The sequence below is a fragment of the Ruegeria sp. AF1 genome (assembly GCF_056542125.1).
Genome location: NZ_JBQFZG010000002.1, coordinates 414,995 through 439,284 on the forward strand (window position 1 = coordinate 414,995; position 24,290 = coordinate 439,284).

Sequence of the window (24,290 nt, forward strand, 5' to 3'; positions counted from 1 at the left end):
CGTGAAAGAACTGGCTGCAGATGAATCGATAAGTGCAGGAAATATAGGGAATAATCACCGTGCTAAGCGCTGAGCGCATACCGGGTTTGCGCCCGGATGGAGGCTGGGATCTGCCGGACAGTCTGAACATGGCGCAGCAGTGCCTGCGGCATGCGGGGGATCGGGTTGCGCTGATCGATTTAACCGGACCGGACCCGCAGCGCATCAGCTATGCGCAGCTGTCGCAAATGACGGACGGAATAGCCCGAGCATTATTGCGCCATGTGCAGCCCGGTGATCGCGTTGGAGTATTGCTAAGCCAATCTCCCTGGTGTGCGGCGGCCCATCTGGCGATCTGGAAGATCGGCGCGGTGTCGGTCCCTTTGTTCAAACTGTTCAAGCAGGACGCGTTGCGGTCGCGGGTCAGTGACGCAGGTGCCCGGATTGTGCTGACCGACGCCGAAGGGGCTGATCTGTTGGGTGATCTGGCTGCGCCTTTGATCGCGTCGGAAATTGGCGAGGAAGGCCTTGCTGTACCATTCGTCGCGACCAGCCCAGATGATCCGGCAGTGTTGATCTACACCTCGGGCACCACCGGCAGCCCGAAGGGCGCGCTGCATGGACACCGGGTTCTGACCGGGCATCTGCCGGGAGTTTCGATCAGCCATAATCACTTGCGCGAAGGTGACTGTCTTTGGACCCCGGCGGATTGGGCGTGGATCGGCGGGCTGTTCGACGTGCTGATGCCGGGTCTTGCGCTGGGCATTCCCGTCGTTGCCGCGCGGCTTGAGAAATTCACCCCCGAGGCCTGCGCTGACATCATCGCGCGTGGCGGGGTGCGGAACGTCTTTTTCCCACCAACGGCGCTGCGAATGCTCAAGGCAGCGGATCAGGTGATCCCTGGCCTGCGCTCGGTTGCATCGGGTGGTGAGCCGCTGGGGGCCGAGATGTTGGCCTGGGGGCGGCAGGCGTTTGGTCTGACTATCAACGAGTTCTACGGTCAGACCGAGTGCAACATGGTCGTATCATCTTGCGCCGAAGATTTCCCTGTGCGTCCCGGCTGTATCGGCCAACCGGTGCCAGGGCATGAGGTTGCGGTGATTGATGAAGACGGCAACCCGACCGGTGAAGAGGGCGACGTGGCCATCCGGCGCGGCTCGGCCTCGATGCTGCTGGAGTACTGGAATCGCCCCGAAGCGACTGCCGACAAGTTCCGGGGCGACTGGCTGATCACCGGTGATCGCGGCGTGTGGGAGGGCGACTATCTGCGTTTCGTAGGGCGCGATGACGACGTGATTACCTCGGCGGGTTACCGCATTGGCCCGGCCGAGATCGAGGACTGCCTGCTGACCCACCCGGCAGTGGCGACGGTAGGCGTGGTCGGCAAACCCGATCCGCTGCGAACCGAGATTGTCAAGGCCTATGTGGTGCTGAAGCCGGGAGCCGAGGCTGCAGAGCAGGAGTTGCAGGATTGGGTCAAAGACCGTTTGGCGCACTATTCCTATCCGCGCGAGGTGGCGTTTCTGGAGGAACTGCCGATGACGGTGACGGGGAAGGTGATCCGGAAGGAATTGAAGGCGCGGGCGGCGGGGGAGATTGGTTCGTGAGAGAGACTCGCGTCATAAGCAGGTTACTATGGTCGGCCTCGGTCGCTCTGATCTTTCCGTCAGCAGCACTGAGTACTGACGATGATCCGAGTCAGTTCCATGAGCCCGTCCTCGGCGTTGAAGATTGGTTAGATGGGTGCGCGCGACTCAGCGAAGAAACGGTGATGACGGTTTCGAAAACCGAACTGGAAACCGACTGTGTCTTGTTAGCGTTGGAATATTGTACACGGGAGCAGTCGAACTCTTATGGCGAGATATGTCACGACATTTTGGTTGAGCATATTCTATTTCGAAGTGAAGAAATTTCGAAATCATTGCCTGTGAACCCGAACCTAACGGAAGTCAGGCGATTTTCGTATGCCAATGCTTTGCAGCGTGCTTCGGAAGTTACTCAAGCAATTTGCGGTGCCGATTTGTCTGAAAAACAGTGCCAATTAAAGAATGCAACTTTGAGGTGGCTGGATTTGCGGTATGCAGACCGGCTGCTGGAGGGTGAACGAAAATGAAACTCACATCCAAAGCCATGCCCGCCTCCGAGGGCTTCAAGACAAACCGCGCCGCTCATCTCGACGCGCTGGCGCAGATCTCTGCCGCCGCCGAGGCAGCCCGTATGGGGGGCGGCGAGAAATCCCGCGCGCGGCATGAATCTCGGGGCAAGATGTTGCCGCGCAGGCGGGTGGCGAACCTGCTTGATCCGGGGTCTCCGTTTTTGGAAATCGGCGCGACAGCGGCGCATGGGATGTATGGTGATGCCGCGCCATGTGCCGGGGTGATTGCGGGGATTGGCCGGGTGCAGGGGCGCGAAGTCATGGTGGTGTGTAACGATGCCACCGTGAAGGGCGGCACCTATTATCCGATGACTGTCAAAAAGCACCTGCGCGCGCAGGAGATTGCCGAGGAAAACCATCTGCCCTGCATCTATCTGGTCGACAGCGGCGGCGCGAACCTGCCCAATCAGGATGAGGTGTTCCCCGACCGCGACCATTTTGGCCGTATTTTCTACAATCAGGCGCGGATGAGCGCGAAGGGTATCCCTCAGATTGCCGTGGTGATGGGATCATGCACGGCGGGTGGGGCCTATGTACCTGCGATGTCCGATGTGACGATCATCGTAAAGGAACAGGGCACGATCTTTCTGGCAGGGCCACCATTGGTCAAAGCTGCAACGGGTGAGGTTGTTAGCGCCGAGGATCTGGGTGGCGGCGATGTGCACACACGCCTGTCGGGTGTGGCGGATTATCTGGCCGAAGATGATGCACATGCGCTGGCATTGGCGCGGCGGGCTGTCGGGTCATTGGGGGGTGCCGGGCTGAAGCCCGGCCTACTGTTCGAAGCACCCGAGGAGCCAGCTTATGATCCGGATGAAATTCTGGGTGTCGTTCCCGCCGACTTGCGCACGCCCTATGACATCCGTGAAGTGATCGCACGGCTGGTCGATGGCTCTCGGTTTGATGAGTTCAAACCCCGCTTTGGCGAGACACTGGTCACCGGCTTTGCCCATGTCAAAGGGTGCCCAGTCGGGATCATTGCCAACAATGGCGTGCTGTTCTCGGAGGCTGCGCAAAAGGGCGCGCATTTTGTCGAGCTGTGTTCGCAGCGCAAAACGCCCCTGGTCTTCCTGCAGAACATCACCGGCTTTATGGTCGGCCGCAAATACGAGAACGAAGGGATCGCCCGCCACGGCGCCAAGATGGTGACGGCAGTTGCAACGACGAGCGTTCCCAAGATCACGATGCTGGTGGGCGGCTCGTTTGGGGCCGGGAACTATGGCATGGCAGGACGCGCCTATCAGCCAAGGTTTCTGTGGACATGGCCGAACTCTCGGATTTCGGTGATGGGGGGCGAGCAGGCCGCAGGCGTATTGGCGACCGTCAGGCGCGACGGGATCGAACGACAGGGCGGTACCTGGTCGGCCGAGGAAGAGGCCGAATTCAAACGTCCGACGCTGGACATGTTCGAAGAGCAATCGCACCCGCTATATGCCTCGGCCCGTCTCTGGGACGATGGCATCATCGACCCGCGCAAAAGCCGCGATGTGCTCGCCTTGTCGCTGAGTGCGGCGCTGAATGCCCCGATTGAGGAGACACGTTTCGGCGTGTTCAGGATGTAAGATGAACGTTTCATTGAATGACGTCATGGCCCGCTATCCTGGTGCCCAGACTTTCAAGTTTGGTGACAATGCCCGGCTGAGTGCTGAGCTGCTGGCTCTGGTACGATCAGGGCGGAAAACGGCAACCTGCGGTGCGTTGCGCGACTATCCCGAAGGTAGCCCTGACACTCCTGTTGTCGGGCGGAGAGACATTGCGCTGGATTGGGATGATCGTCCGGCATTGGTGATCGAAACGGTCGACGTCTCGACCTGCCGATACTGCGACGTAACCGAGGATTTCGCGTTGGCAGAGGGCGAAAATGAAACGCTCGAGGGATGGAGAGAGGGGCATCGCCAGTATTTCGAACGCAATGGCGGGTTTGATCCCGAGATGGAGCTGCTGTGCGAACGATTTCGCCTTGTCGAAGATCTGGCGGTTGAGGGGTAAGCTATGTTCAACAAAATCCTGATTGCCAACCGGGGCGAGATCGCTTGCCGGGTTATGGAAACCGCTCAGAGGATGGGAGTGTCCTGTGTGGCTGTTTATTCCGATGCGGACGCTGCGGCCAAGCATGTGCAGATGGCGGATGAGGTCATTCATATCGGCGGCCCCGCCCCGGCGGAAAGCTATCTGAAGGGCGATGTGATTATTCAGGCTGCGCTGGATACGGGCGCGCAGGCGATCCATCCCGGTTATGGCTTCCTGTCAGAGAACCCCGATTTCGTCGACGCGGTCGAGGCTGCGGGTTTGACCTTTATCGGCCCATCAGCGGATGCGATCCGCAAAATGGGCCTCAAGGATGCGGCCAAGGTGTTGATGGAACAGGCTGGCGTGCCCGTGGTGCCTGGCTATCACGGCGACAATCAGGATCCCGAACATTTGGCGGGTGCGGCGGATGCGATTGGGTATCCGGTGCTGATTAAGGCCGTTGCAGGCGGCGGCGGTAAAGGTATGCGTCTGGTCGAACGCCCCAAGGATTTCCGTTCCGCATTGGACAGCGCACGCGGCGAAGCCAAAACCGCTTTTGGCAATGACGCAGTGCTGGTCGAGAAATTCGTGGCCAAACCTCGCCATATCGAAGTGCAGGTATTTGGTGACGGTACTCATGCGGTGCATCTGTTTGAACGCGATTGCTCGTTGCAACGCCGCCATCAGAAAGTGATCGAAGAGGCACCAGCCCCGGGCATGACGCTCGAAATGCGCGAGGCGATGGGGCAGGCCGGTGTGCGTGCCGCCGAGGCGATCGGGTACAAGGGTGCAGGCACGGTGGAGTTCATCGTTGATGCCTCGGACGGGCTGCGCCCCGACAGATTCTGGTTCATGGAGATGAACACCCGCCTGCAGGTGGAACACCCGGTTACAGAGGCTATCACCGGCATCGATCTGGTGGAATGGCAGTTGCGCGTTGCAGCAGGAGAGAGCCTTCCCAGGCAACAGGATGATCTGTCGATCTCGGGTCACGCCTTCGAAGCCCGGCTTTATGCCGAGGATGTACCAAAGGGGTTCTTGCCGGCGACAGGTACATTGACCCATCTGGTTTTCCCGGCCAACTGCCGAGCGGATAGTGGTGTTCGCACAGGTGACACGATCAGCCCCTGGTATGACCCGATGATTGCCAAAGTGGTGGTGCATGGTCCGACCCGCGCGGTTGCGCTTGAGACGTTGCACCGAGTGCTGCGGCAGACCGAAGTGGCGGGCACCGTTACGAATCTCGCCTTTCTGGGAGCGCTGACCCGCCATGACGGATTTGCCTCGGGCGATGTGGATACGGGCCTGATCGGGCGCGATCTTGACGGGTTGGTACGGGAATCGCCGACTTCGGCCACAACCGCAGTTGCGGCTGCTATGACCGCACTGGATTTGGTTAATGTCACGCCTGACACCGGGTTTTCGCTCTGGGCTCCGTTGCACCGGGCGGTGCAGCTGTCTGATCAGGGAGAGGTTCTTGATCTGGACGTGCAGGTCGACGGGCCGGATCGCCAGCTTTGGCAGCTGGGCGAACACCGTGTCGTGGCCGAGCGGATCTCGGGGCAGTGGACGCTGAACGGCGCACCGATGCCGCGGGTCGCTGTCAGCGGAACAACTGTGACCGTATTTACCGACTACGGTCACAGTTTCGACGTTATCGACCCGCTGGACCGGGATGCAAGCGCGACGGGTGACACCAACGTGATCGAGGCGCCGATGCCGGGTCTGGTCAAGGCAGTTTTTGCCACCGCGGGGCAGACCGTTCAGGAAGGCGACCGTTTGGCCATTCTTGAAGCGATGAAAATGGAGCATTCGTTGCTGGCCGCGCGCGATGGTGTGGTGGCCGAGGTGCTGGTTGAAGATGGTGCGCAGGTCGAGGCTGGGGCAGCTTTGGTGCGTTTGGAAGAAGAGTGATCTGTACCCGCGCGGCTTGACGTGCCACGGTCGCGCTATCCGTATTTGGAATGAGAACAAACCATAAGGGGTTCTGACATGGGTGATCTGGTCGAAATCTACGAAGTTGGACCGCGCGACGGGCTACAAAACGAAACGCGTGAGATACCGGTTGCCGACAAGGTGGCGCTGATCAATTGCCTCAGTCGCGCCGGGTTTCGACGGATCGAAGTTGCAAGCTTTGTCTCTCCCAAATGGGTGCCTCAAATGGCGGGGTCGGCGCAGGTTCTGGCCGGTATTACCCGCGCGGACGGCGTGCGCTACGCGGCGTTGACGCCGAATATGCGCGGGTATGAGGATGCGCTGGCCGCCAAAGCGGATGAGATTGCCATTTTTGCGTCGGCTTCCGAGGGGTTTTCCAAGGCAAACATCAATGCCTCGATCGCCGATTCAATCGAACGGTTCACGCCGATTCTCGAAGCGGCGCGTCATATCGACCTTCCGGTTCGCGGCTACGTCTCTTGCGTGACGGATTGCCCCTATGATGGCCCGACCCCGCCCGAGAAAGTCGCCGAAATTGCCGACCGGTTGTTTGCGTTGGGCTGTTACGAGGTGTCATTGGGGGACACGATCGGGCAAGGCACGCCAGACAAGATTGCGCATATGCTTCTGGCGGTTCGGGAAAGGGTTCCTGTGACGCGGCTTGCCGGGCATTTTCATGACACCAATGGGCGTGCAATCGACAATATCGATGCGGCACTTTCGCTGGGTGTGCGTGTGTTCGACGCGGCCGTGGGTGGGCTTGGCGGTTGCCCATATGCTCCGGGGGCTGCGGGTAATGTCGCGACTGAAACCGTTGCAGCGCATATGCACCGGTTGGGCTATCAAACCGGTCTGGATATCGATGTGGTCGAAGAGGCCGCGCAGATGGCCAAGGCGTTGAGAGGCTAACATGTTCGAAACAATCTCGATTTCAGCAGACGAACGCGGTGTTGCCACGTTAACTCTGGACCGGGCGGAAAAGCACAACGCGCTCTCGGGTCAGATGATTGCCGAGCTGACACAGGCCGCGTCGCAACTGGGTCAGGATGGCTCTGTCAGAGCGGTCGTTCTGGCTGCTGCGGGAAAGACGTTTTGCGCTGGTGGTGATCTGGGGTGGATGCAGGACCAGATGGCGGCCGACAAGGCGACGCGGTTTGTCGAGGCGCGCAAGCTGGCCGAGATGTTGCAGGCGTTGAACACGATGCCCAAACCCCTGATCGGGGCGCTGCAAGGCAACGCCTTTGGCGGAGGTGTTGGAATGGCGGCCGTGTGCGATGTCGCCATCGGTGTAGATAGTCTGAAGATGGGACTGACCGAGACCCGGCTTGGGCTGATCCCAGCGACAATCGGCCCTTATGTTATCGCTCGTATGGGTGAGGCGCGGGCACGGCGTGTATTCATGTCGGCCCGGTTGTTCGATGCGCCCGAAGCGGTTGATTTGGGATTGCTGGCAAAGGCTGTGCCTCCCGAGCAGCTTGCGGCTGCGATAGAAGATGAACTCCGGCCCTATCTTTCGTGCGCGCCGGGGGCAGTTGCATCTGCCAAGGCATTGGTTCGAACTCTGGGACCTCGTATTGATGATGCCACAATCGACCAGACCATCAACGAACTGGTCGAGCGCTGGGAAACGGAAGAGGCACGTGAAGGGATCGCGGCGTTCTTCGAAAAACGTAAACCTGCATGGAATAAGTAAGTTTACCGAGTTTCCGTAAGCCAATGCAAATCGCTCGTGATGCGATTCTATGCCGCGCTGTCAAGCGTATGTTTGATGGCAGAGGGGGCTGTGTTCGGTTGACCCTCTGACCCGGCGGGGATAGAGAATGTCCAGTCAACACGCCAATTGACGGCGCACCCGACAAGATGCGTGCGCAAGAAAGGAGCTATTCGTGGAAGACCTGCTGCGGGAGTATCTCCCGATTCTGGTGTTTCTGGCCGTTGCCGTAGGCCTTGGAATCGTCCTGATTCTTGCCGCCGTTGTACTGGCTGTCCGCAATCCCGACCCCGAAAAGGTCAGCGCATATGAATGTGGCTTCAATGCATTCGACGATGCGCGAATGAAATTTGACGTCCGATTCTATCTGGTCTCGATTCTCTTCATCATCTTTGATCTTGAGATCGCATTCCTGTTTCCCTGGGCTGTCGGGTTCCGCGATATCAGCGATGTCGGCTTCTGGTCGATGATGGTGTTTCTGGCCGTGCTGACCATCGGCTTTGCCTATGAGTGGAAGAAAGGGGCCCTGGAATGGGAGTGATGACCGGTGCAAATACCGCTGGCGTCGACAAAGAAGTCGCCACTCAGGCCCTGAATGCCGAGTTGCAGGACAAAGGTTTTCTGCTGACCTCGAGCGAGGATATTATCAACTGGGCCCGTACGGGTTCGCTGCATTGGATGACCTTTGGTCTGGCCTGCTGCGCGGTTGAAATGATGCACACTTCGATGCCGCGCTATGATGCGGAACGTTTCGGCATCGCGCCACGCGCCTCTCCGCGCCAATCTGACGTGATGATCGTGGCTGGCACGCTGACCAACAAGATGGCTCCTGCCTTGCGCAAGGTTTACGACCAGATGCCCGAGCCGCGCTATGTGATCTCGATGGGATCCTGCGCGAATGGGGGGGGCTACTACCACTATTCCTATTCCGTCGTGCGTGGCTGTGACCGGGTTGTTCCGGTGGATATTTACGTGCCTGGCTGCCCTCCAACCGCCGAGGCGCTGCTTTACGGTCTGCTACAGCTGCAACGCAAAATCCGCCGCACCGGCACAATTGTACGCTGAGGGGAAGGGTAGATGAGCGAAGCACTCAAAGAACTCGGCACCCAGCTTGAACTGAAACGAGCCGATTGCGTTCTGTCCTGGGATGTGACCCATGGCGAGCTGAACGTCGATGTGGCGCCGTCGAACCTGGTGGAATTCGTAGAATTCCTGCGGTCGGACCAAAACTGCAAGTTCTCAACATTGGTGGATATCACCGGCGTCGATTACCCCGAACGTGCCAAGCGGTTCGATGTGGTGTACCACTTCCTGTCGATGTACCAGAACCAGCGTGTCCGTCTGCGGGTTTCGATCCGCGAAGATGACATGGTGCCTTCGATCGTCGATATCCACCCCTCAGCCAACTGGTTCGAGCGTGAGGTGTTCGACATGTTCGGCATCCTGTTCTCGGGACATCCAGATTTGCGGCGGATTCTGACGGACTATGGATTCCGTGGCCATCCGCTGCGCAAGGATTTCCCGACCACCGGCTACACCGAGGTGCGTTATGACGAGGCGCAGAAACGCGTGGTCTATGAGCCGGTCAGTCTGGTGCAGGAATACCGTCAGTTTGATTTCATGTCCCCATGGGAAGGTGCGAACTACATTCTGCCGGGGGATGAGAAACAGGAGACGTAATCATGGAGTTCCTGATCTGGATAATTCTGGTTGTTGCAACGGTCATTCCGATGATCAAGCTGCTGCCGCATTTCGGGATCAACAAGAACTGGGCGTTTGCATGCATCATCTCTCCGGTCGTGATTGTCCTGCTGTGGATGATGGCGATGAAACTGCAAGAGATGGAGCGACGCTGAGATGATGGGTGAGTTGATCATTCTGGGCGCGTTAGGGGTTCTACTGGCCGGAGCTGCGGTCAAAGCGACCGAGGCGGAAAAGGTCCGGGTTCGGGCCGAAGCAAAGAAGAAACGAGGGCGGTGATGGACGGCTCAAGATACGATGACGGCAGCACGGACGCGCTGAGCGGCGAGCAGAAGATCCGCAACTTTAACATCAACTTCGGCCCGCAACACCCTGCGGCTCACGGAGTTTTGCGTCTGGTGCTCGAGTTGGACGGTGAAATCGTCGAGCGTTGCGACCCGCATATCGGCTTGCTGCACCGTGGCACCGAAAAGCTGATGGAAAGCCGGACCTATCTGCAGAACCTGCCGTATTTCGACCGTCTGGACTATGTAGCACCGATGAACCAGGAACATGCCTGGTGTCTGGCCATCGAAAAGCTGACCGGGGTCGAGGTGCCGCGACGTGGCTCGCTGATCCGGGTTCTGTATTCCGAGATCGGGCGCATCCTAAACCACCTGCTGAACGTGACGACGCAGGCGATGGACGTCGGCGCACTGACCCCGCCACTCTGGGGTTTTGAAGAGCGTGAAAAGCTGATGGTGTTCTATGAGCGTGCCTGCGGTGCCCGCCTGCACGCCGCTTATTTCCGTCCGGGTGGTGTACATCAGGACCTGCCGCCGGAACTGCTGGACGATATCGAGGCGTGGAGCCACGAATTCCCCAACGTCCTTGATGACATTGACGGGCTGCTGACCGAAAACCGCATCTTCAAACAGCGCAACGCTGATATCGGCGTCGTGACCGAGGATGACATCCAGAAGTACGGCTTCTCGGGCGTGATGGTCCGTGGATCGGGTCTGGCATGGGACCTGCGCCGCGCGCAACCCTACGAGTGCTACGACGAGTTCGAGTTCCAGATCCCCGTTGGCAAGAACGGCGACTGTTATGACCGCTACCTTGTCCGTATGGAAGAAATGCGCCAATCGCTGCTGATGATCCGTCAGGCCATCGCCAAAATCCGCGAGTGCCCCGGTGACGTTCTGGCGCGTGGCAAGATCACCCCGCCGAAACGCTCGGATATGAAGACCTCGATGGAGAGCCTGATCCATCACTTCAAACTGTACACCGAAGGCTTCCACGTGCCTGCCGGTGAGGTCTATGCCGCTGTCGAAGCCCCCAAGGGCGAGTTCGGCGTCTATCTAGTTGCCGACGGCACCAACAAACCCTACCGCGCCAAACTGCGCGCCCCGGGTTTCCTGCACCTGCAAGCCATGGACCACGTTGCCAAAGGCCACCAACTGGCCGACGTCGCCGCCATCATCGGCACTATGGACGTCGTATTTGGAGAGATTGACCGCTAATGCTCCGCCGTCTTCATCCCGAACAACCTGAAAGCTTTGCCTTCACCGCTGCCAACCAGCAATGGGCCGAAGCGCAGATTACCAAATATCCCGAAGGCCGTCAGGCCAGTGCGGTGATCCCTCTGCTGTGGCGTGCGCAGGAGCAGGAAGGCTGGCTGAGCCGCCCGGCGATTGAATCCGTCGCCGACATGCTGGGTATGGCTTATATCCGCGTGCTAGAGGTGGCCTCGTTCTACTTCATGTTCCAGCTGCAACCGGTGGGATCTGTGGCCCATGTTCAGGTTTGTGGCACGACCTCCTGCATGATTTGCGGGGCCGAGGATCTGATCGCTGTCTGCAAGGAGAAGATCGCGGCCAAGCCACACGTGCTGTCCGCCGATGGCAAGCTGAGCTGGGAAGAGGTCGAATGCCTTGGCTCCTGCACCAATGCGCCGATGGCACAGATCGGCAAGGATTACTACGAAGACCTGACCGCTGCGAGCTTTGGCAAGATCCTTGATGATCTGGTGGCAGGGAAAGTTCCGACGCCGGGCCCGCAGAATGGTCGCTATGCGGCTGAACCGCTCAAGGGGCTGACCAGCCTGACGGAGTATGACAGCGGCAAAACGCAGTACAACGCCAGCGTCGAACTGGCCACCGATATTGGCGATACGGTCAGGCGCATTGATGGGACCGAGGTTCCGATCCTGACCCCTTGGTTGGGCAAGGATGGCAAAGCGGCTGCGACCAAAGCTGCACCGAAGCCGCCCAAAGCGCCAGCCCCAGCGAAACCTGCTGTGAAACAGGCCGCTGAGGCGAAGGCAGCGCAAGAGGACCAGCCCGAAACACTGACAGGCGCGCGCGACGGCAAGGCAGATAACCTGAAACTGTTGAAAGGCGTAGGCCCCAAGCTGGAGCAGACCCTGAACGAGCTGGGCTTCTTCCACTATGATCAGATCGCAGCCTGGACGCCGGAACAGGTCGCATGGGTAGATGCTCGGTTGAAGTTCAAGGGCCGGATCGAGCGCGATGGCTGGATTGAACAGGCAGCCAAGCTTGCGGCGGGTGAGGAAACCGAATTTGCCAAACGTGCCAAGGAAGATGGCACTTACGAAGACTAAACGGGTGCCCCATCGGCGCATCGGGGGATGATGGACAAGGATAAGGATCAGGCCATAGCCCGAAAGGGCCGACATATCGGCATCGTCATAGCGGTGACGATGGTGATCTGGCTTGCCATGAACCTGTTCATTGGCCCCGCGCTGGGTTTGACGGCCCGGCACGCGCTGCTGTTTGATTTTGCCGCTCTGGCGGCATTCATTTATGCGGGTGTGAACATTTTTCAACTCTGGCGCATGCGTCAGGACAGCTGAAGGTAGCGAATGATGCTTAAGGATCAGGACCGGATCTTTACCAACATCTACGGGATGCACGAACGCACGCTGAAAGGCGCGCAAGCCCGCGGGCATTGGGACGGCACAGCTGGCCTGATTGAAAAGGGCCGGGACTGGATCATTCAGACAATGAAGGATTCCGGGCTGCGCGGACGCGGCGGTGCGGGCTTCCCAACTGGCCTGAAATGGTCGTTCATGCCAAAGGAAAGCGACGGTCGCCCTTCCTATCTGGTTGTGAATGCCGATGAATCCGAGCCCGGCACCTGCAAAGACCGTGAGATCATGCGCCATGATCCCCACACGTTGATTGAAGGGTGTCTGATCGCCTCTTTCGCGATGAACGCGCATACCTGCTATATCTACCTGCGCGGCGAATATATCCGCGAGCGCGAGGCATTGCAGGCCGCGATTGACGAGGCCTATGACGCGGGGCTTCTTGGTAAAAACGCCGCCGGTTCGGGCTGGGATTTCGATCTTTTCCTTCATCACGGGGCAGGGGCTTATATTTGTGGCGAGGAAACCGCCCTGATCGAGAGCCTTGAGGGCAAGAAGGGCATGCCGCGGATGAAACCTCCGTTCCCGGCGGGCGCGGGGCTGTACGGATGTCCGACCACTGTGAACAACGTGGAATCCATCGCGGTGGTGCCGACCATCTTGCGACGGGGTGCGGATTGGTTCGCTGGATTTGGTCGTCAGAACAACGCAGGTACCAAGCTGTTTGCGATCTCGGGCCACGTGAACAACCCTTGCGTCGTCGAAGAGGCAATGTCGATCCCGTTCGAACAGCTGATCGAAACCCATTGCGGCGGCATTCGCGGCGGGTGGGATAATCTGCTGGCGGTTATTCCTGGTGGATCCTCGGTTCCCTGCGTGCGCGGTGAAAACATGCGCGACGCGATCATGGATTTCGATTACCTGCGCAACGATCTTGGGTCGGGTCTGGGCACGGCAGCGGTGATTGTGATGGACAAGTCCACCGACATCATCAAGGCGATCTGGCGCCTGTCGAAGTTTTACAAGCATGAAAGCTGTGGTCAGTGTACGCCGTGTCGCGAAGGCACCGGCTGGATGATGCGTGTGATGGATCGTCTAGTTCGCGGCGAGGCTGAGCTGGAAGAGATCGACATGTTGTTTGACGTGACCAAACAGGTCGAAGGACACACGATCTGCGCCTTGGGCGATGCGGCCGCCTGGCCGATCCAGGGCCTGATCCGCAATTTCCGGGAAGAGATCGAAGACCGCATCAAGGCTCAGAAATCGGGCCGTATGGGTGCGATGGCAGCGGAGTGAACGAGATGGAAGTGTTTGCAGAATATAGCCACGCAATTGCGTCGGTTGTGCTATTCACGCTGGTTGTATTGTTTCTAGCGCCGTTTTCGGCACTGGCCAAACAAGCCAAGGGGCTGGCACCCGGTGCGACACCTGACCAGGATTATGCCGACAAGGCGTATCGTCTGAACCGGGCCTATCTGAACGGGACGGAGACACTTCCTGCGTTTGTGACAGTCATTACAGCGGCGATTCTGCTGGGCGTCAGCCCGTTCTGGGTAAACCTGCTGGCCTCGGTGGCGCTGGTTGCGCGCTTGGCGATGCTGGTGGTGCACTTGAAGGGGATCGGCAAGCCAACCAGCGGCCCGCGGACAATTTTGTATGTGATCGGATGGGCGTGCATGTTCGTGATCGGGCTTATGGTATTGGTCGCGGCGTTTTGATAGCGACGCAGCGGAACAGAAAACAAAGAGGGAAAGTATGAAGGCCCCCAAAGCCCTTATTGTTGCGCTGGCATTGGTTGGTGTTTCCGCTTGCGGTCTGGTTAAACCGTCGGCAGATCGGCTTTTGTTTGATGGCAAGTCGTTCAGAACCAAGGCGAAGGTGGTCGACAAGAAGACCTCGCCCGCGGACTTTACGGTTGTCGTCAAAGGCGTCTCTGCTTCACTCGATGGTGCGCGCGAGGCCGGACGTCATGAAGGAACCAAATTCTGCATCCAGAACTTCGGGTCGTCACGGATTTCGTGGAAGGTGGGTCCGGATACAGACCCGCAGAACCTTAGCATCAGCAATGATCAACTGACATTTGCAGGAACCTGCCAGCGGCCATGACCGGTGTTTTTCCATATCTCCGGTGGGCGGGCAGGGTGTTATTGCCTAGCAGCCGCGAACCGCTTCGTCTTGGACAGTCCAAGACGAAAGGAAAACCCATGTCTGTTACAAAACTAGCCGCCCTCGCATCGCTGATGGCCTTGCCCGTGGTTGCAGAAGCAAAGCCGCCCTTGAGGGATGTCAAAGAGATCGACAACGAACTCTACTACATCGCCATTGCAAATGAGATTTCCGAGTTCTGCCCGTCGATCAGCGGGCGGCGATTGAAAGCGATCAGTGTGATGTGGGGACTGCGGTCCAAAGCGAATAATCTGGGGTACTCGGACACGGAAATCCGCTCATATGTCGAGTCGGATGCTGAAAAGGATCGGATGCGGGCGAAGGGCGAGGCTTATCTGGCGAAAAACGGCGTGGCCTACGACAACCCCAAAACATTCTGCTCTTTGGGGCAGAAGGAAATCCAAAGAAACAGCGCCATTGGCGTTTATTTGAGAGCGAACTGAGAGCCATGTCTGACCTCCGCAAGATCAATATCGACGGGCAGGAAATTGAAGTCGAAGGTGCGATGACCCTGATACAGGCCTGTGAGCAGGCCGGGGTCGAGGTGCCGCGTTTCTGCTATCACGAGCGTCTGTCGATTGCGGGAAACTGCCGGATGTGTCTGGTTGAAGTGGTGGGCGGTCCGCCGAAACCGGCTGCATCCTGCGCGATGCAGGTACGCGATCTGCGCCCGGGGCCAGAAGGGCAGCCACCGGTGGTCAAGACGAACTCTCCCATGGTCAAAAAGGCCCGCGAAGGTGTGATGGAGTTCCTGCTGATCAACCATCCGCTGGATTGTCCGATCTGCGATCAGGGCGGCGAATGCGATCTTCAGGATCAGGCGATGGCTTATGGCCTGTCCGGTTCGCGGTTCAAAGAAGCCAAGCGCGCGGTTGATGATCTGGATCTGGGACCGCTTGTGGGCACGGCAATGACCCGCTGCATCAGTTGCACCCGTTGCGTGCGCTTTACCACCGAAGTCGCTGGGATTACTCAGATGGGTCAGACAGGGCGTGGTGAGGATGCCGAGATCACCTCGTATCTGAACCAGACGCTGGATTCGAACCTGCAGGGCAACATTATCGACCTGTGCCCGGTTGGGGCGCTGACCTCGAAACCTTATGCGTTTACGGCGCGCCCGTGGGAATTGACCAAAACCGAAAGCATCGACGTCATGGACGCGCTGGGATCGAACATTCGTGTCGATACCAAAGGGCGCGAGGTGATGCGCTTCCTTCCGCGGAACCATGACGGCGTGAATGAAGAGTGGATCAGCGACAAAACCCGCTTTGTCTGGGACGGGTTGCGGCGTCAGCGACTGGACAAACCTTACATCCGCGAAAACGGCAAGCTGCGCCCGGCCTCATGGTCGGAAGCACTGACCAAGGCCGCAGAATCGCTGAAAGGTGCTGAGAAGCCAGCCGGTATCGTCGGTGATCTGGTACCGGTCGAGGCCGCATTCGCATTGAAACAGATGATCGAAGGGCAAGGCGGAGTTGTTGAGTGCCGCACCGATGGGGCCAAGCTTCCGGCCGGAAACCGTGGCGCATATGCCGGGACCGCCGCGATTGAGGACATCGATACGGCCGAGCGTATTCTTCTGATCGGCACCAACCCGCGCGATGAAGCACCGGTTTTGAACGCGCGTATCCGCAAGGCGTGGGCGCACGGGGCCGAAGTTGCTTTGGTGGGTCCAGCGGTCGATCTAACTTATGCGTACCATCATGTGGGCGATGACCGCGCGGCGCTGCAAAAGGTTGTCGACATGGGGGGCGACGATGAAATCAGGGGTAAACGCTCGCTGGTCGTCGTCGGGCAGGGAGCGCTGCAGGAGGCGGACGGAGGAGCTGTTCTGGCTGCCGCGCAAACAATTGCTGCAAATACGGAAAGCGGCCTGATCATTCTGCATACTGCGGCGTCGCGCGTGGGCGCGATGGATGTGGATGCCACCAACGCAGGCGGCATGGAAGCGATCAATGCTGCGGATGTGATCTATAACCTTGGTGCGGATGAGGTCGAAATCGGCGAAGGCGCCTTTGTGATCTACCAGGGCAGCCACGGGGATCGGGGCGCACACCGCGCAGACGTGATCCTGCCGGGTGCGGCCTATACTGAGGAAAACGGTCTGTTCGTAAACACGGAAGGCCGCCCACAACTGGCGATGCGCGCAGGGTTTGCGCCGGGTGAGGCCAAGGAAAACTGGGCCATCCTGCGTGCGCTGTCGGCTGAACTGGGGGCGACACTCCCCTATGACTCGCTTGCGCAGTTGCGCACAGCCTTGATCGAGGCGGTTCCCCATCTGGCCCGCATCGACGATGTGATCGAGAATGAGGTTCAAGCGCTGGAGGCCGGGTCTTTGGGCAAGGCGACCTTCCGCAATGCGATCAAGGATTTCTATCTGACCAACCCGATCGCACGGGCCTCGCAACTGATGGCCGAGCTTTCGGCGCAGGCGCAAGCCCGCAAAGCTGAGAAGATTGCGGCGGAATGAACGAAAGCAGTTTCATATCGCAAACCAGCGCTGTGGTCGGGTGGCACCTGACTGCGCTGGAAATGTGCGTGAAACGAAAGAAAAAGGGTGGCGCAATGGCGGCAGATGCTGTTTACACCAACGCGCCGACCCAGCCGCAGTTTGCGCAGGCATCTGGCCTTTGCATCGCGCGCGAAAAACGGAATACCCACGGTGTGAGGACCAATGGCTGAATTCTTTAACACCCCCGGCGGAATAGCCATCATCATTCTGGCGCAAGTGCTTGCTGTTGTTGCCTTCGTGATGATCTCGCTGTTGTTCCTTGTTTATGGCGACCGCAAGATCTGGGCCGCTGTCCAGATGCGCCGCGGCCCTAACGTGGTCGGCGTTTACGGTCTGCTGCAATCGGTGGCGGATGCGTTGAAATACGTCGTCAAAGAGGTCGTGATCCCCGCGGGGGCCGACCGCACGGTTTTCATCCTCGCGCCGCTCACCTCTTTCGTGTTGGCGATGATCGCCTGGGCGGTGATCCCGTTCAATGATGGCTGGGTCCTGTCGGACATCAACGTCGCAATCCTCTATGTCTTCGCCGTGTCCTCGCTTGAGGTTTATGGCGTGATCATGGGTGGTTGGGCGTCGAACTCAAAGTACCCGTTCTTGGGCTCGTTGCGCTCAGCCGCGCAGATGATCTCATACGAGGTTTCCATCGGTCTGATCATCATCGGTGTGATCATCTCGACCGGGTCGATGAACTTTGGTGACATCGTCCGCGCGCAGGATGGGTCGTTCGGCTTCTTCAGCTGGTACTGGCTGCCGCATTTCCCGATGGTCTTTCTGTTCTTCATTTCGGCGCTGGCCGAGACCAACCGACCACCGTTTGACCTGCCCGAAGCGGAATCGGAACTGGTGGCGGGTTATCAGGTCGAATATTCGGCCACACCCTTCCTGCTGTTCATGGCCGGTGAATACATCGCCATCTTCCTGATGTGCGCGCTGACCTCGCTGCTGTTCTTCGGCGGCTGGCTGTCGCCAATCCCGGGCCTGCCCGATGGCGTGTTGTGGATGGTCGCCAAGATGGCGTTCTTCTTCTTCATCTTCGCGATGGTCAAGGCCATCACGCCTCGCTACCGCTATGACCAGCTGATGCGATTGGGCTGGAAAGTTTTCCTGCCATTCTCGCTGGTTTGGGTGGTCTTTGTGGCCTTTGCGGCGAAATTCGACTGGTTCTGGGGCGCATTCGCCCGTTGGAGCGTAGGAGGCTGATATGGCAAACATCGATTACACCCGCGCTGCCAAATACTTCCTGCTGCAGGATTTCTGGGTCGGCTTCAAACTGGGGATGAAGTATTTCTTCGCTCCCAAGGCCACCCTGAACTATCCGCACGAAAAAGGCCCTCTGTCCCCGCGGTTTCGCGGTGAACACGCCCTGCGCCGCTATCCAAACGGTGAAGAGCGCTGCATCGCGTGTAAACTGTGCGAGGCGGTCTGCCCGGCACAGGCCATCACCATCGATGCCGAACCCCGCGCGGACGGCAGCCGCCGCACCACGCGCTATGACATTGACATGACCAAGTGCATCTATTGCGGCTTCTGCCAAGAGGCATGCCCGGTTGATGCCATCGTCGAAGGCCCGAACTTTGAATTCGCGACGGAAACCCGGGAAGAGCTGTTCTACGACAAGGAAAAACTCCTGTCGAATGGCGAACGCTGGGAAGCCGAGATCGCGCGCAATCTGGAACTGGACGCACCTTACCGATGAGTGACAGCCCGACAAATCCGTTCGAGCTGATGATGAAGCAAGCTCAGGACATGGCCAAGGCGATGAACCCGGCGATGGAAAGCTTCTCGCCCAAAGGGTTCGAGGCGCTGTGGCCGACCATGCCCAAAGAGGTCATGGAGATGATGTTCGGCAACACCGTCAACAAGGACGGGCTGGATGCCAAAACACGCCTGCTGCTGACGCTGGCCGGGCTGACCTGTCAGGGCGCTCAGGCGGATTCGGCTGTTCGTCAGACCGTGCGTCATGCGCTGGAAGCGGGCGCAAAGAAACAAGAGATCGTGGAAACGATCGGTCAGATGTCGGTCTTTGCCGGCATCCCGGCCATGACCCGCGCGCTGGATCTGGCGCAAGAGGTCATGGGCGACAACGAGGATGAGGATCAATGACCGTCTTTGCCTTCTACCTGTTTGCCATCAGCGCCATCACCGGCGGGCTGTTCACGGTGATCAGCCGCCAACCGGTGCACTCGGTCCTGTGGCTGATCCTGGCGTTTCTGTCCTCGGCAGGGCTGTTCGTGCTGCTGGGGGCCGAGTTCGTGGCGATGCTGCTGGTCATCGTCTATGTCGGCGCGGTCGCGGTTCTGTTCCTCTTCGTGGTGATGATGCTGGACGTGGACTTTGCCGAGCTCAAGGCCGAAATGGCGCGCTATATGCCGCTGGCCCTGCTGATTGGTCTGATCATCCTGATGCAGTTTGTCATGGCTTTCGGGGCGTGGGACAGCGCACAGGGTGCTGCGGCCAATCTGGCCCAGCCGGTCCCGACAGACCGCCACAACACCGAGGCGCTTGGCCTCATCCTTTACGATCAATACTTCCTTCTGTTCCAACTGGCGGGCCTGATCCTGCTGGTGGCCATGATCGGCGCCATCGTTCTGACGCTGCGCCACCGCAAGGACATCAAGCGTCAGGACATTATCGGCCAGATGATGCGTGACCCGGCCAAGGCGATGGAGTTGAAGGACGTGAAACCGGGGCAGGGATTGTGAGAGGCGAACTCTTGAAAGTTTTAGCCATGACGGCTTGTCTTGCGCAAGCTCCGGCGTCGCTGTTGGCGTGTGAGAGTGCGCCGCAGAACGAGGGTTACAAGTTAAAACGAATGAACTCCGATTGCAGCTTTATAAATGGCGGTAGAGGGCAATTCGAAACGTTCTCCGGAGAAGCCGTAGTCAATATCGGCAATGGACGCATTGGACAACGTGTGAATGCCGGAGACGGTTGCAGCCCGAAACAAAGCCTGTTCTTTCAAAACTGCGGCAGCGGAGAAGGTATCGTTATCGATGGAGAATATAGGCCGACCAACATCGCCGGTTACGTGCCAAGTTCTATTGATCTGATACAAAAGCCAGAAGGTCCCATCGGACTAACCGCTGAGACAACAGTCGCCGAACTGAAGCAGATTGCATCCGAACATCGAAATTCATTCACGAAAGATATCCGGAAGTTCTTTGCTCGAACCAAAAACCACAAGCGCATCGACTACACCTGCGGCTGCAAACTCTACTACCCCGACTCGCCAGGAGCGAAGCTATGATCGGACTTGAACACTATCTTACGGTCGCGGCGACGCTGTTCGTCATCGGCATATTCGGTCTCTTCCTGAACCGCAAGAACGTCATCATCCTGCTGATGAGCATCGAACTGATGCTGCTGGCAGTGAATATCAACCTAGTGGCGTTTTCCAGTTTCCTCGGCGATCTGGTCGGGCAGGTGTTCACGCTGTTCGTGCTGACCGTTGCAGCAGCCGAGGCGGCGATTGGTCTGGCCATTCTGGTCTGTTTCTTCCGCAACCGCGGTACGATCGCGGTTGAAGACGTCAATATGATGAAGGGGTAAGGGAACATGGAAACCACCATCCTCTTTGCCCCGCTGGTGGGCGCGCTGCTCTGCGGGTTCGGCTGGAAGTTCATTGGCGAGAAAGCGGCCATGTGGACCGCGACGGGCCTGCTGTTCCTGGCCTGTCTGCTGTCCTGGATCGTGTTCTTCACCTTCGACGGGCAAACGCAGCAGATCGAGATCATGCGCTGGATCGAAAGCGGCTCGCTTTCGACAAGCTGGGCCATCCGTCTGGACCGACTGACGGCGATCATGCTGATCGTGGTGACAACCGTTTCGGCGCTCGTGCACCTGTATTCCTTCGGCTACATGGATCACGATCCGCAATGGCGCGAAGGCGAAAGCTATAAGCCGCGTTTCTTTGCCTATTTGTCCTTCTTCACTTTCGCCATGCTGATGCTGGTGACGGCGGATAATCTGGTGCAGATGTTCTTTGGCTGGGAGGGCGTCGGCGTCGCCTCATACCTGCTGATCGGGTTCTATTATCGCAAGCCTTCGGCCAATGCGGCGGCAATCAAGGCCTTTGTGGTCAACCGGGTTGGCGACTTTGGTTTTGCTCTGGGCATCTTCGCGCTGTTCTTCCTGACCGACAGTATCAACTTCTCGGATATCTTTGCCTCTGCTCCTGCGCTGGCAGAAGAGAAGCTGCATTTCCTGTGGGGGGAATGGACCGCGATCGAAGTGATCTGCGTTCTGCTCTTCATCGGTGCGATGGGTAAATCGGCGCAGTTGATCCTGCACACATGGTTGCCGGACGCGATGGAAGGCCCGACGCCTGTGTCAGCACTGATCCACGCTGCGACCATGGTGACCGCAGGCGTCTTTTTGGTCTGTCGCATGTCCCCGCTGATGGAGTTCGCACCGGGTGCGACAGGGTTCATCACTGTTCTTGGCGCCTCAACCGCGTTCTTCGCTGCTACTGTTGGTCTGGTTCAGACCGATATAAAACGTGTCATCGCGTATTCGACCTGTTCGCAGCTAGGCTACATGTTTGTGGCGGCGGGCGTGGGCATGTATTCGGCGGCGATGTTCCACCTGTTTACGCATGCCTTTTTCAAGGCGTTGTTGTTCCTTGGGGCCGGTTCCGTGATCCACGCGATGCATCACGAACAGGAGATGACCGAATATGGCGGTCTGCGGAAGAAGATCCCCTACACCTTCTGGGCGATGATGATCGGTACCCTGGCGATTACCGGTGTTGGTATCCCGCTGACCACCTTTGGTTTTGCCGGTTTCCTGTCAAAAGACGCAATTATCGAGAGCGCCTATGCGGGCGGATCAAGCTATGGCTTCTGGTTGTTGGTCGTCGCTGCCGCGTTCACCTCGTTCTACAGCTGGCGTCTGATCTTCCTGACCTTCTATGGCGAGCCGCGCGGCGACAAGCACACGCATGATCACGCACATGAAAGCCCGATGGTGATGTTGGTGCCGCTGGGTGTACTGTCGCTGGGTGCGGTATTCGCGGGCATGATTTGGTACGGAAACTTCTTTGGCCATGCGGATAAAGTCGGCAAATTCTACGGTATTCCGGTTGCAGAAGCCTCAGAGCATGCCGAGGCCAGTGATCACGCGGCGGCGGATGCGTCGCACGGCGAAGACAGCCATGCCGATGACAGCCATGCTGATGACGCCGCGCATGGTGAGAATGCCGCAGAGGGCGGGGACCACCATTATGTGTTTGCGGGCGAGCCGGGTGAAGGGGCGCTTTATATGGCGCCGGACAACCACATTCTGGACGATGCGCATGCGGCTCCGAAATGGGTCAAGGTTTCACCATTCGTTGCGATGGTGCTTGGCTTTATCGTGGCCTATTGGTTCTACATCGTGAACACGTCTCTGCCCGCACGTCTGGCAGCAAACCAGCGTCCGCTGTACCTGTTCCTGCTGAACAAATGGTATTTCGACGAAATCTACGACGCGATCTTTGTCAAACCCACTGTCGCCCTTGGCCGGTTCTTATGGAAACGCGGTGACGGCAACACGATTGACGGCTTCCTGAATGGGGTTGCTATGGGCGTGATTCCCTTCTTCACCCGCCTCGCAGGCAAGGCGCAGACCGGGTACATCTTTACTTACGCCTTCTGGATGGTTTTGGGCATTGCGGCCCTTGTCACCTGGATGTCGATCGGCGGAGGCGCACACTAATGGACAATATCCTATCTATTGTCACCTTTATCCCCGCCATCGCAGCAGGCATTCTGGCGCTGTTCCTGCACGGCAGCGACGTTGCAGCGCAGCGCAACGCCAAGTGGATTGCATTGCTGGCGACAACTGTGACGTTTCTGGTGTCAATTGGCATCTACACAGGCTTTGATCCTTCGAACACCGGTTTCCAGATGGTGGAAGAGGGTGAATGGCTGATGGGCCTGAAATACAAGATGGGTGTGGATGGAATCAGCGTTCTGTTCGTGCTGCTGACCACTTTCATCATGCCGCTGACCATTCTGGCCAGCTGGAATGTGACGGACCGCGTCAAAGAATACATGATTGCTTTCTTGCTGCTGGAAACGCTCATGCTGGGCGTGTTCATGGCGCTGGACCTGGTGCTGTTCTACCTGTTCTTCGAGGCGGGTCTGATCCCGATGTTCCTGATCATCGGTATCTGGGGCGGCAAGGATCGTATCTATGCCAGCTTCAAGTTCTTCCTTTACACCTTCCTTGGCTCGGTGCTGATGCTGGTGGCCATGGTCGCAATGTATGCTGACGCGGGCACCACGGATATCGAAGCGCTGATGGCCCATCAGTTCGCATCCGAGAGTTTCAGCGTGTTGGGCATCTATGTCACCGGCGGTATGCAAACGCTGATGTTCCTGGCCTTCTTCGCGTCTTTTGCGGTGAAAATGCCGATGTGGCCGGTGCACACCTGGTTGCCCGATGCGCACGTTCAAGCGCCGACGGCGGGCTCGGTCGTGCTGGCCGCGATCCTGTTGAAGATGGGCGGCTACGGCTTCCTGCGGTTCAGCCTGCCGATGTTCCCGGTTGGCTCGGCGGTGATGACTGATCTTGTGCTTTGGATGTCAGCTATAGCGGTTGTTTATACCTCGCTGGTGGCACTGGTGCAGGAAGACATGAAAAAGCTGATCGCGTATTCCTCGGTCGCGCATATGGGCTTTGTCACGATGGGCATCTTTGCAGCGAACCAGCAAGGCATTGACGGCGCGATTTTCCAGATGCTGAGCCACGGGTTCATCTCTGCCGCGCTCTTCCTCTGTGTCGGCGTGATCTATGACCGGATGCACACCCGCGATATCGAGGCTTATGGCGGTCTGGTCATCCGGATGCCCGCCTATGCGCTGGTCTTCATGCTGTTCACCATGGCCAATGTCGGACTGCCGGGCACCAGCGGGTTTATTGGTGAGTTCCTGACACTCATGGGTACATTCCAGGTTAACACCTGGGTGACTGCAGTTGCGGCGACCGGTGTGATCTTCTCGGCAGCCTACGCGCTGTGGCTCTACCGTCGCGTTGTCTTCGGGGATCTGATCAAGGAAAGCCTGAAGGCGATGACCGACATGAGCTCGCGCGAGCGGCTGATTTTTGCCCCGCTGATCGTGATGACGATCCTTCTGGGCGTTTACCCGTCACTGGTGACCGATGTGATCGGCCAATCGACGACGGCACTCATTTCGAACTATGACACGGCTCTGGCCGCGGCTAAGGCTGCGACCCAGACTGCCGCTTCGCATTAAGGGAGCTTTGGAGA

The 24,290-nt window shown here is 58.4% G+C and carries 28 protein-coding genes; all 28 read left to right on the forward strand.

Annotated elements, in window-relative coordinates:
• Positions 1–59: 59 nt before the first annotated feature.
• The 28 genes from ACR0BK_RS06555 to ACR0BK_RS06690 all read left to right on the forward strand — a co-directional run bounded on the left by ACR0BK_RS06555 (position 60) and on the right by ACR0BK_RS06690 (position 24,276).
• Positions 60–1,586: an AMP-binding protein gene (locus tag ACR0BK_RS06555; RefSeq protein WP_480554111.1), complete on the forward strand. Its 1,527-nt coding sequence runs from the start codon at positions 60–62 to the stop codon at positions 1,584–1,586.
• On the forward strand, positions 1,583–2,092 hold the full coding sequence (locus ACR0BK_RS06560; protein WP_480545728.1) for a hypothetical protein: 510 nt from the start codon (positions 1,583–1,585) through the stop codon (positions 2,090–2,092). The genes ACR0BK_RS06555 and ACR0BK_RS06560 overlap by 4 nt, the downstream gene beginning before the upstream one ends.
• Positions 2,089–3,696 carry a carboxyl transferase domain-containing protein gene (locus tag ACR0BK_RS06565; RefSeq protein WP_480554112.1) on the forward strand — a complete coding sequence of 536 codons (1,608 nt, stop codon included), beginning with the start codon at positions 2,089–2,091 and terminating at the stop codon, positions 3,694–3,696. Before ACR0BK_RS06560 ends, ACR0BK_RS06565 begins: the two co-directional genes overlap by 4 nt.
• Position 3,697: 1 nt before the next feature.
• Positions 3,698–4,123 (forward strand): ASCH domain-containing protein, encoded by a 426-nt coding sequence (locus tag ACR0BK_RS06570; protein ID WP_480493839.1) that lies wholly within the window; start codon positions 3,698–3,700, stop codon positions 4,121–4,123.
• A 3-nt stretch (positions 4,124–4,126) separates the two neighbouring features.
• Positions 4,127–6,058: an acetyl/propionyl/methylcrotonyl-CoA carboxylase subunit alpha gene (locus tag ACR0BK_RS06575; protein ID WP_480554113.1), complete on the forward strand. Its 1,932-nt coding sequence runs from the start codon at positions 4,127–4,129 to the stop codon at positions 6,056–6,058.
• A 78-nt stretch (positions 6,059–6,136) separates the two neighbouring features.
• Positions 6,137–6,988 carry a hydroxymethylglutaryl-CoA lyase gene (locus ACR0BK_RS06580; RefSeq protein ID WP_480554114.1) on the forward strand — a complete coding sequence of 284 codons (852 nt, stop codon included), beginning with the start codon at positions 6,137–6,139 and terminating at the stop codon, positions 6,986–6,988.
• Between the two features lies 1 nt (position 6,989).
• Positions 6,990–7,772: a crotonase/enoyl-CoA hydratase family protein gene (locus ACR0BK_RS06585; RefSeq protein WP_480554115.1), complete on the forward strand. Its 783-nt coding sequence runs from the start codon at positions 6,990–6,992 to the stop codon at positions 7,770–7,772.
• A gap of 193 nt (positions 7,773–7,965) precedes the next feature.
• The gene (locus tag ACR0BK_RS06590; protein ID WP_209504455.1) at positions 7,966–8,331 is read left to right on the forward strand and encodes an NADH-quinone oxidoreductase subunit A; all 366 of its coding nucleotides are present in this window, start codon (positions 7,966–7,968) and stop codon (positions 8,329–8,331) included.
• Positions 8,322–8,855, forward strand: a complete 534-nt coding sequence (locus ACR0BK_RS06595) for a NuoB/complex I 20 kDa subunit family protein (RefSeq protein ID WP_209504454.1) — start codon at positions 8,322–8,324, stop codon at positions 8,853–8,855. The genes ACR0BK_RS06590 and ACR0BK_RS06595 overlap by 10 nt, the downstream gene beginning before the upstream one ends.
• A gap of 12 nt (positions 8,856–8,867) precedes the next feature.
• Positions 8,868–9,470, forward strand: coding sequence for an NADH-quinone oxidoreductase subunit C (locus tag ACR0BK_RS06600; protein WP_480554116.1), 603 nt, complete (start codon positions 8,868–8,870; stop codon positions 9,468–9,470).
• A gap of 2 nt (positions 9,471–9,472) precedes the next feature.
• On the forward strand, positions 9,473–9,646 hold the full coding sequence (locus tag ACR0BK_RS06605) for a hypothetical protein (protein WP_170569030.1): 174 nt from the start codon (positions 9,473–9,475) through the stop codon (positions 9,644–9,646).
• A gap of 123 nt (positions 9,647–9,769) precedes the next feature.
• On the forward strand, positions 9,770–10,993 hold the full coding sequence (locus ACR0BK_RS06610; RefSeq protein ID WP_480554118.1) for an NADH-quinone oxidoreductase subunit D: 1,224 nt from the start codon (positions 9,770–9,772) through the stop codon (positions 10,991–10,993).
• Positions 10,993–12,093, forward strand: coding sequence for an NADH-quinone oxidoreductase subunit NuoE (gene nuoE, locus ACR0BK_RS06615; RefSeq protein WP_480476081.1), 1,101 nt, complete (start codon positions 10,993–10,995; stop codon positions 12,091–12,093). The genes ACR0BK_RS06610 and nuoE overlap by 1 nt, the downstream gene beginning before the upstream one ends.
• 30 nt (positions 12,094–12,123) lie before the next feature.
• Positions 12,124–12,345 (forward strand): DUF5337 domain-containing protein, encoded by a 222-nt coding sequence (locus ACR0BK_RS06620; RefSeq protein ID WP_209598087.1) that lies wholly within the window; start codon positions 12,124–12,126, stop codon positions 12,343–12,345.
• Positions 12,346–12,357: 12 nt separating this feature from the next.
• A complete protein-coding gene (nuoF, locus tag ACR0BK_RS06625; protein WP_209504919.1) occupies positions 12,358–13,656 on the forward strand; it encodes an NADH-quinone oxidoreductase subunit NuoF in 1,299 nt (432 codons plus the stop codon).
• 5 nt (positions 13,657–13,661) lie between these two features.
• Positions 13,662–14,078, forward strand: a complete 417-nt coding sequence (locus ACR0BK_RS06630) for an MAPEG family protein (RefSeq protein WP_480554119.1) — start codon at positions 13,662–13,664, stop codon at positions 14,076–14,078.
• Between the two features lie 37 nt (positions 14,079–14,115).
• Positions 14,116–14,466: a hypothetical protein gene (locus tag ACR0BK_RS06635; RefSeq protein WP_480554120.1), complete on the forward strand. Its 351-nt coding sequence runs from the start codon at positions 14,116–14,118 to the stop codon at positions 14,464–14,466.
• A 98-nt stretch (positions 14,467–14,564) separates the two neighbouring features.
• A complete protein-coding gene (locus ACR0BK_RS06640; RefSeq protein WP_480554121.1) occupies positions 14,565–14,969 on the forward strand; it encodes a DUF5333 domain-containing protein in 405 nt (134 codons plus the stop codon).
• Between the two features lie 5 nt (positions 14,970–14,974).
• Positions 14,975–16,996, forward strand: coding sequence for an NADH-quinone oxidoreductase subunit NuoG (gene nuoG, locus ACR0BK_RS06645; RefSeq protein ID WP_480554122.1), 2,022 nt, complete (start codon positions 14,975–14,977; stop codon positions 16,994–16,996).
• The gene (locus ACR0BK_RS06650) at positions 16,993–17,208 is read left to right on the forward strand and encodes a hypothetical protein (protein ID WP_480506309.1); all 216 of its coding nucleotides are present in this window, start codon (positions 16,993–16,995) and stop codon (positions 17,206–17,208) included. The genes nuoG and ACR0BK_RS06650 overlap by 4 nt, the downstream gene beginning before the upstream one ends.
• A complete protein-coding gene (gene nuoH / locus ACR0BK_RS06655) occupies positions 17,201–18,238 on the forward strand; it encodes an NADH-quinone oxidoreductase subunit NuoH (RefSeq protein ID WP_117868407.1) in 1,038 nt (345 codons plus the stop codon). Before ACR0BK_RS06650 ends, nuoH begins: the two co-directional genes overlap by 8 nt.
• Position 18,239: 1 nt before the next feature.
• Positions 18,240–18,734, forward strand: a complete 495-nt coding sequence (gene nuoI, locus ACR0BK_RS06660; RefSeq protein ID WP_480554123.1) for an NADH-quinone oxidoreductase subunit NuoI — start codon at positions 18,240–18,242, stop codon at positions 18,732–18,734.
• The gene (locus tag ACR0BK_RS06665) at positions 18,731–19,141 is read left to right on the forward strand and encodes a carboxymuconolactone decarboxylase family protein (RefSeq protein ID WP_170476531.1); all 411 of its coding nucleotides are present in this window, start codon (positions 18,731–18,733) and stop codon (positions 19,139–19,141) included. The genes nuoI and ACR0BK_RS06665 overlap by 4 nt, the downstream gene beginning before the upstream one ends.
• Positions 19,138–19,740 (forward strand): NADH-quinone oxidoreductase subunit J, encoded by a 603-nt coding sequence (locus ACR0BK_RS06670; RefSeq protein WP_480516396.1) that lies wholly within the window; start codon positions 19,138–19,140, stop codon positions 19,738–19,740. Before ACR0BK_RS06665 ends, ACR0BK_RS06670 begins: the two co-directional genes overlap by 4 nt.
• A gap of 11 nt (positions 19,741–19,751) precedes the next feature.
• Positions 19,752–20,285 carry a hypothetical protein gene (locus tag ACR0BK_RS06675; protein WP_480554125.1) on the forward strand — a complete coding sequence of 178 codons (534 nt, stop codon included), beginning with the start codon at positions 19,752–19,754 and terminating at the stop codon, positions 20,283–20,285.
• Entirely contained in the window at positions 20,282–20,587 is a 306-nt protein-coding gene (gene nuoK, locus ACR0BK_RS06680; protein WP_005984024.1) for an NADH-quinone oxidoreductase subunit NuoK, read from the forward strand. The genes ACR0BK_RS06675 and nuoK overlap by 4 nt, the downstream gene beginning before the upstream one ends.
• Before the next feature lie 6 nt (positions 20,588–20,593).
• On the forward strand, positions 20,594–22,732 hold the full coding sequence (nuoL, locus tag ACR0BK_RS06685; protein ID WP_480516402.1) for an NADH-quinone oxidoreductase subunit L: 2,139 nt from the start codon (positions 20,594–20,596) through the stop codon (positions 22,730–22,732).
• Positions 22,732–24,276 carry an NADH-quinone oxidoreductase subunit M gene (locus tag ACR0BK_RS06690; protein ID WP_480516404.1) on the forward strand — a complete coding sequence of 515 codons (1,545 nt, stop codon included), beginning with the start codon at positions 22,732–22,734 and terminating at the stop codon, positions 24,274–24,276. Before nuoL ends, ACR0BK_RS06690 begins: the two co-directional genes overlap by 1 nt.
• Positions 24,277–24,290 lie beyond the last annotated feature (14 nt).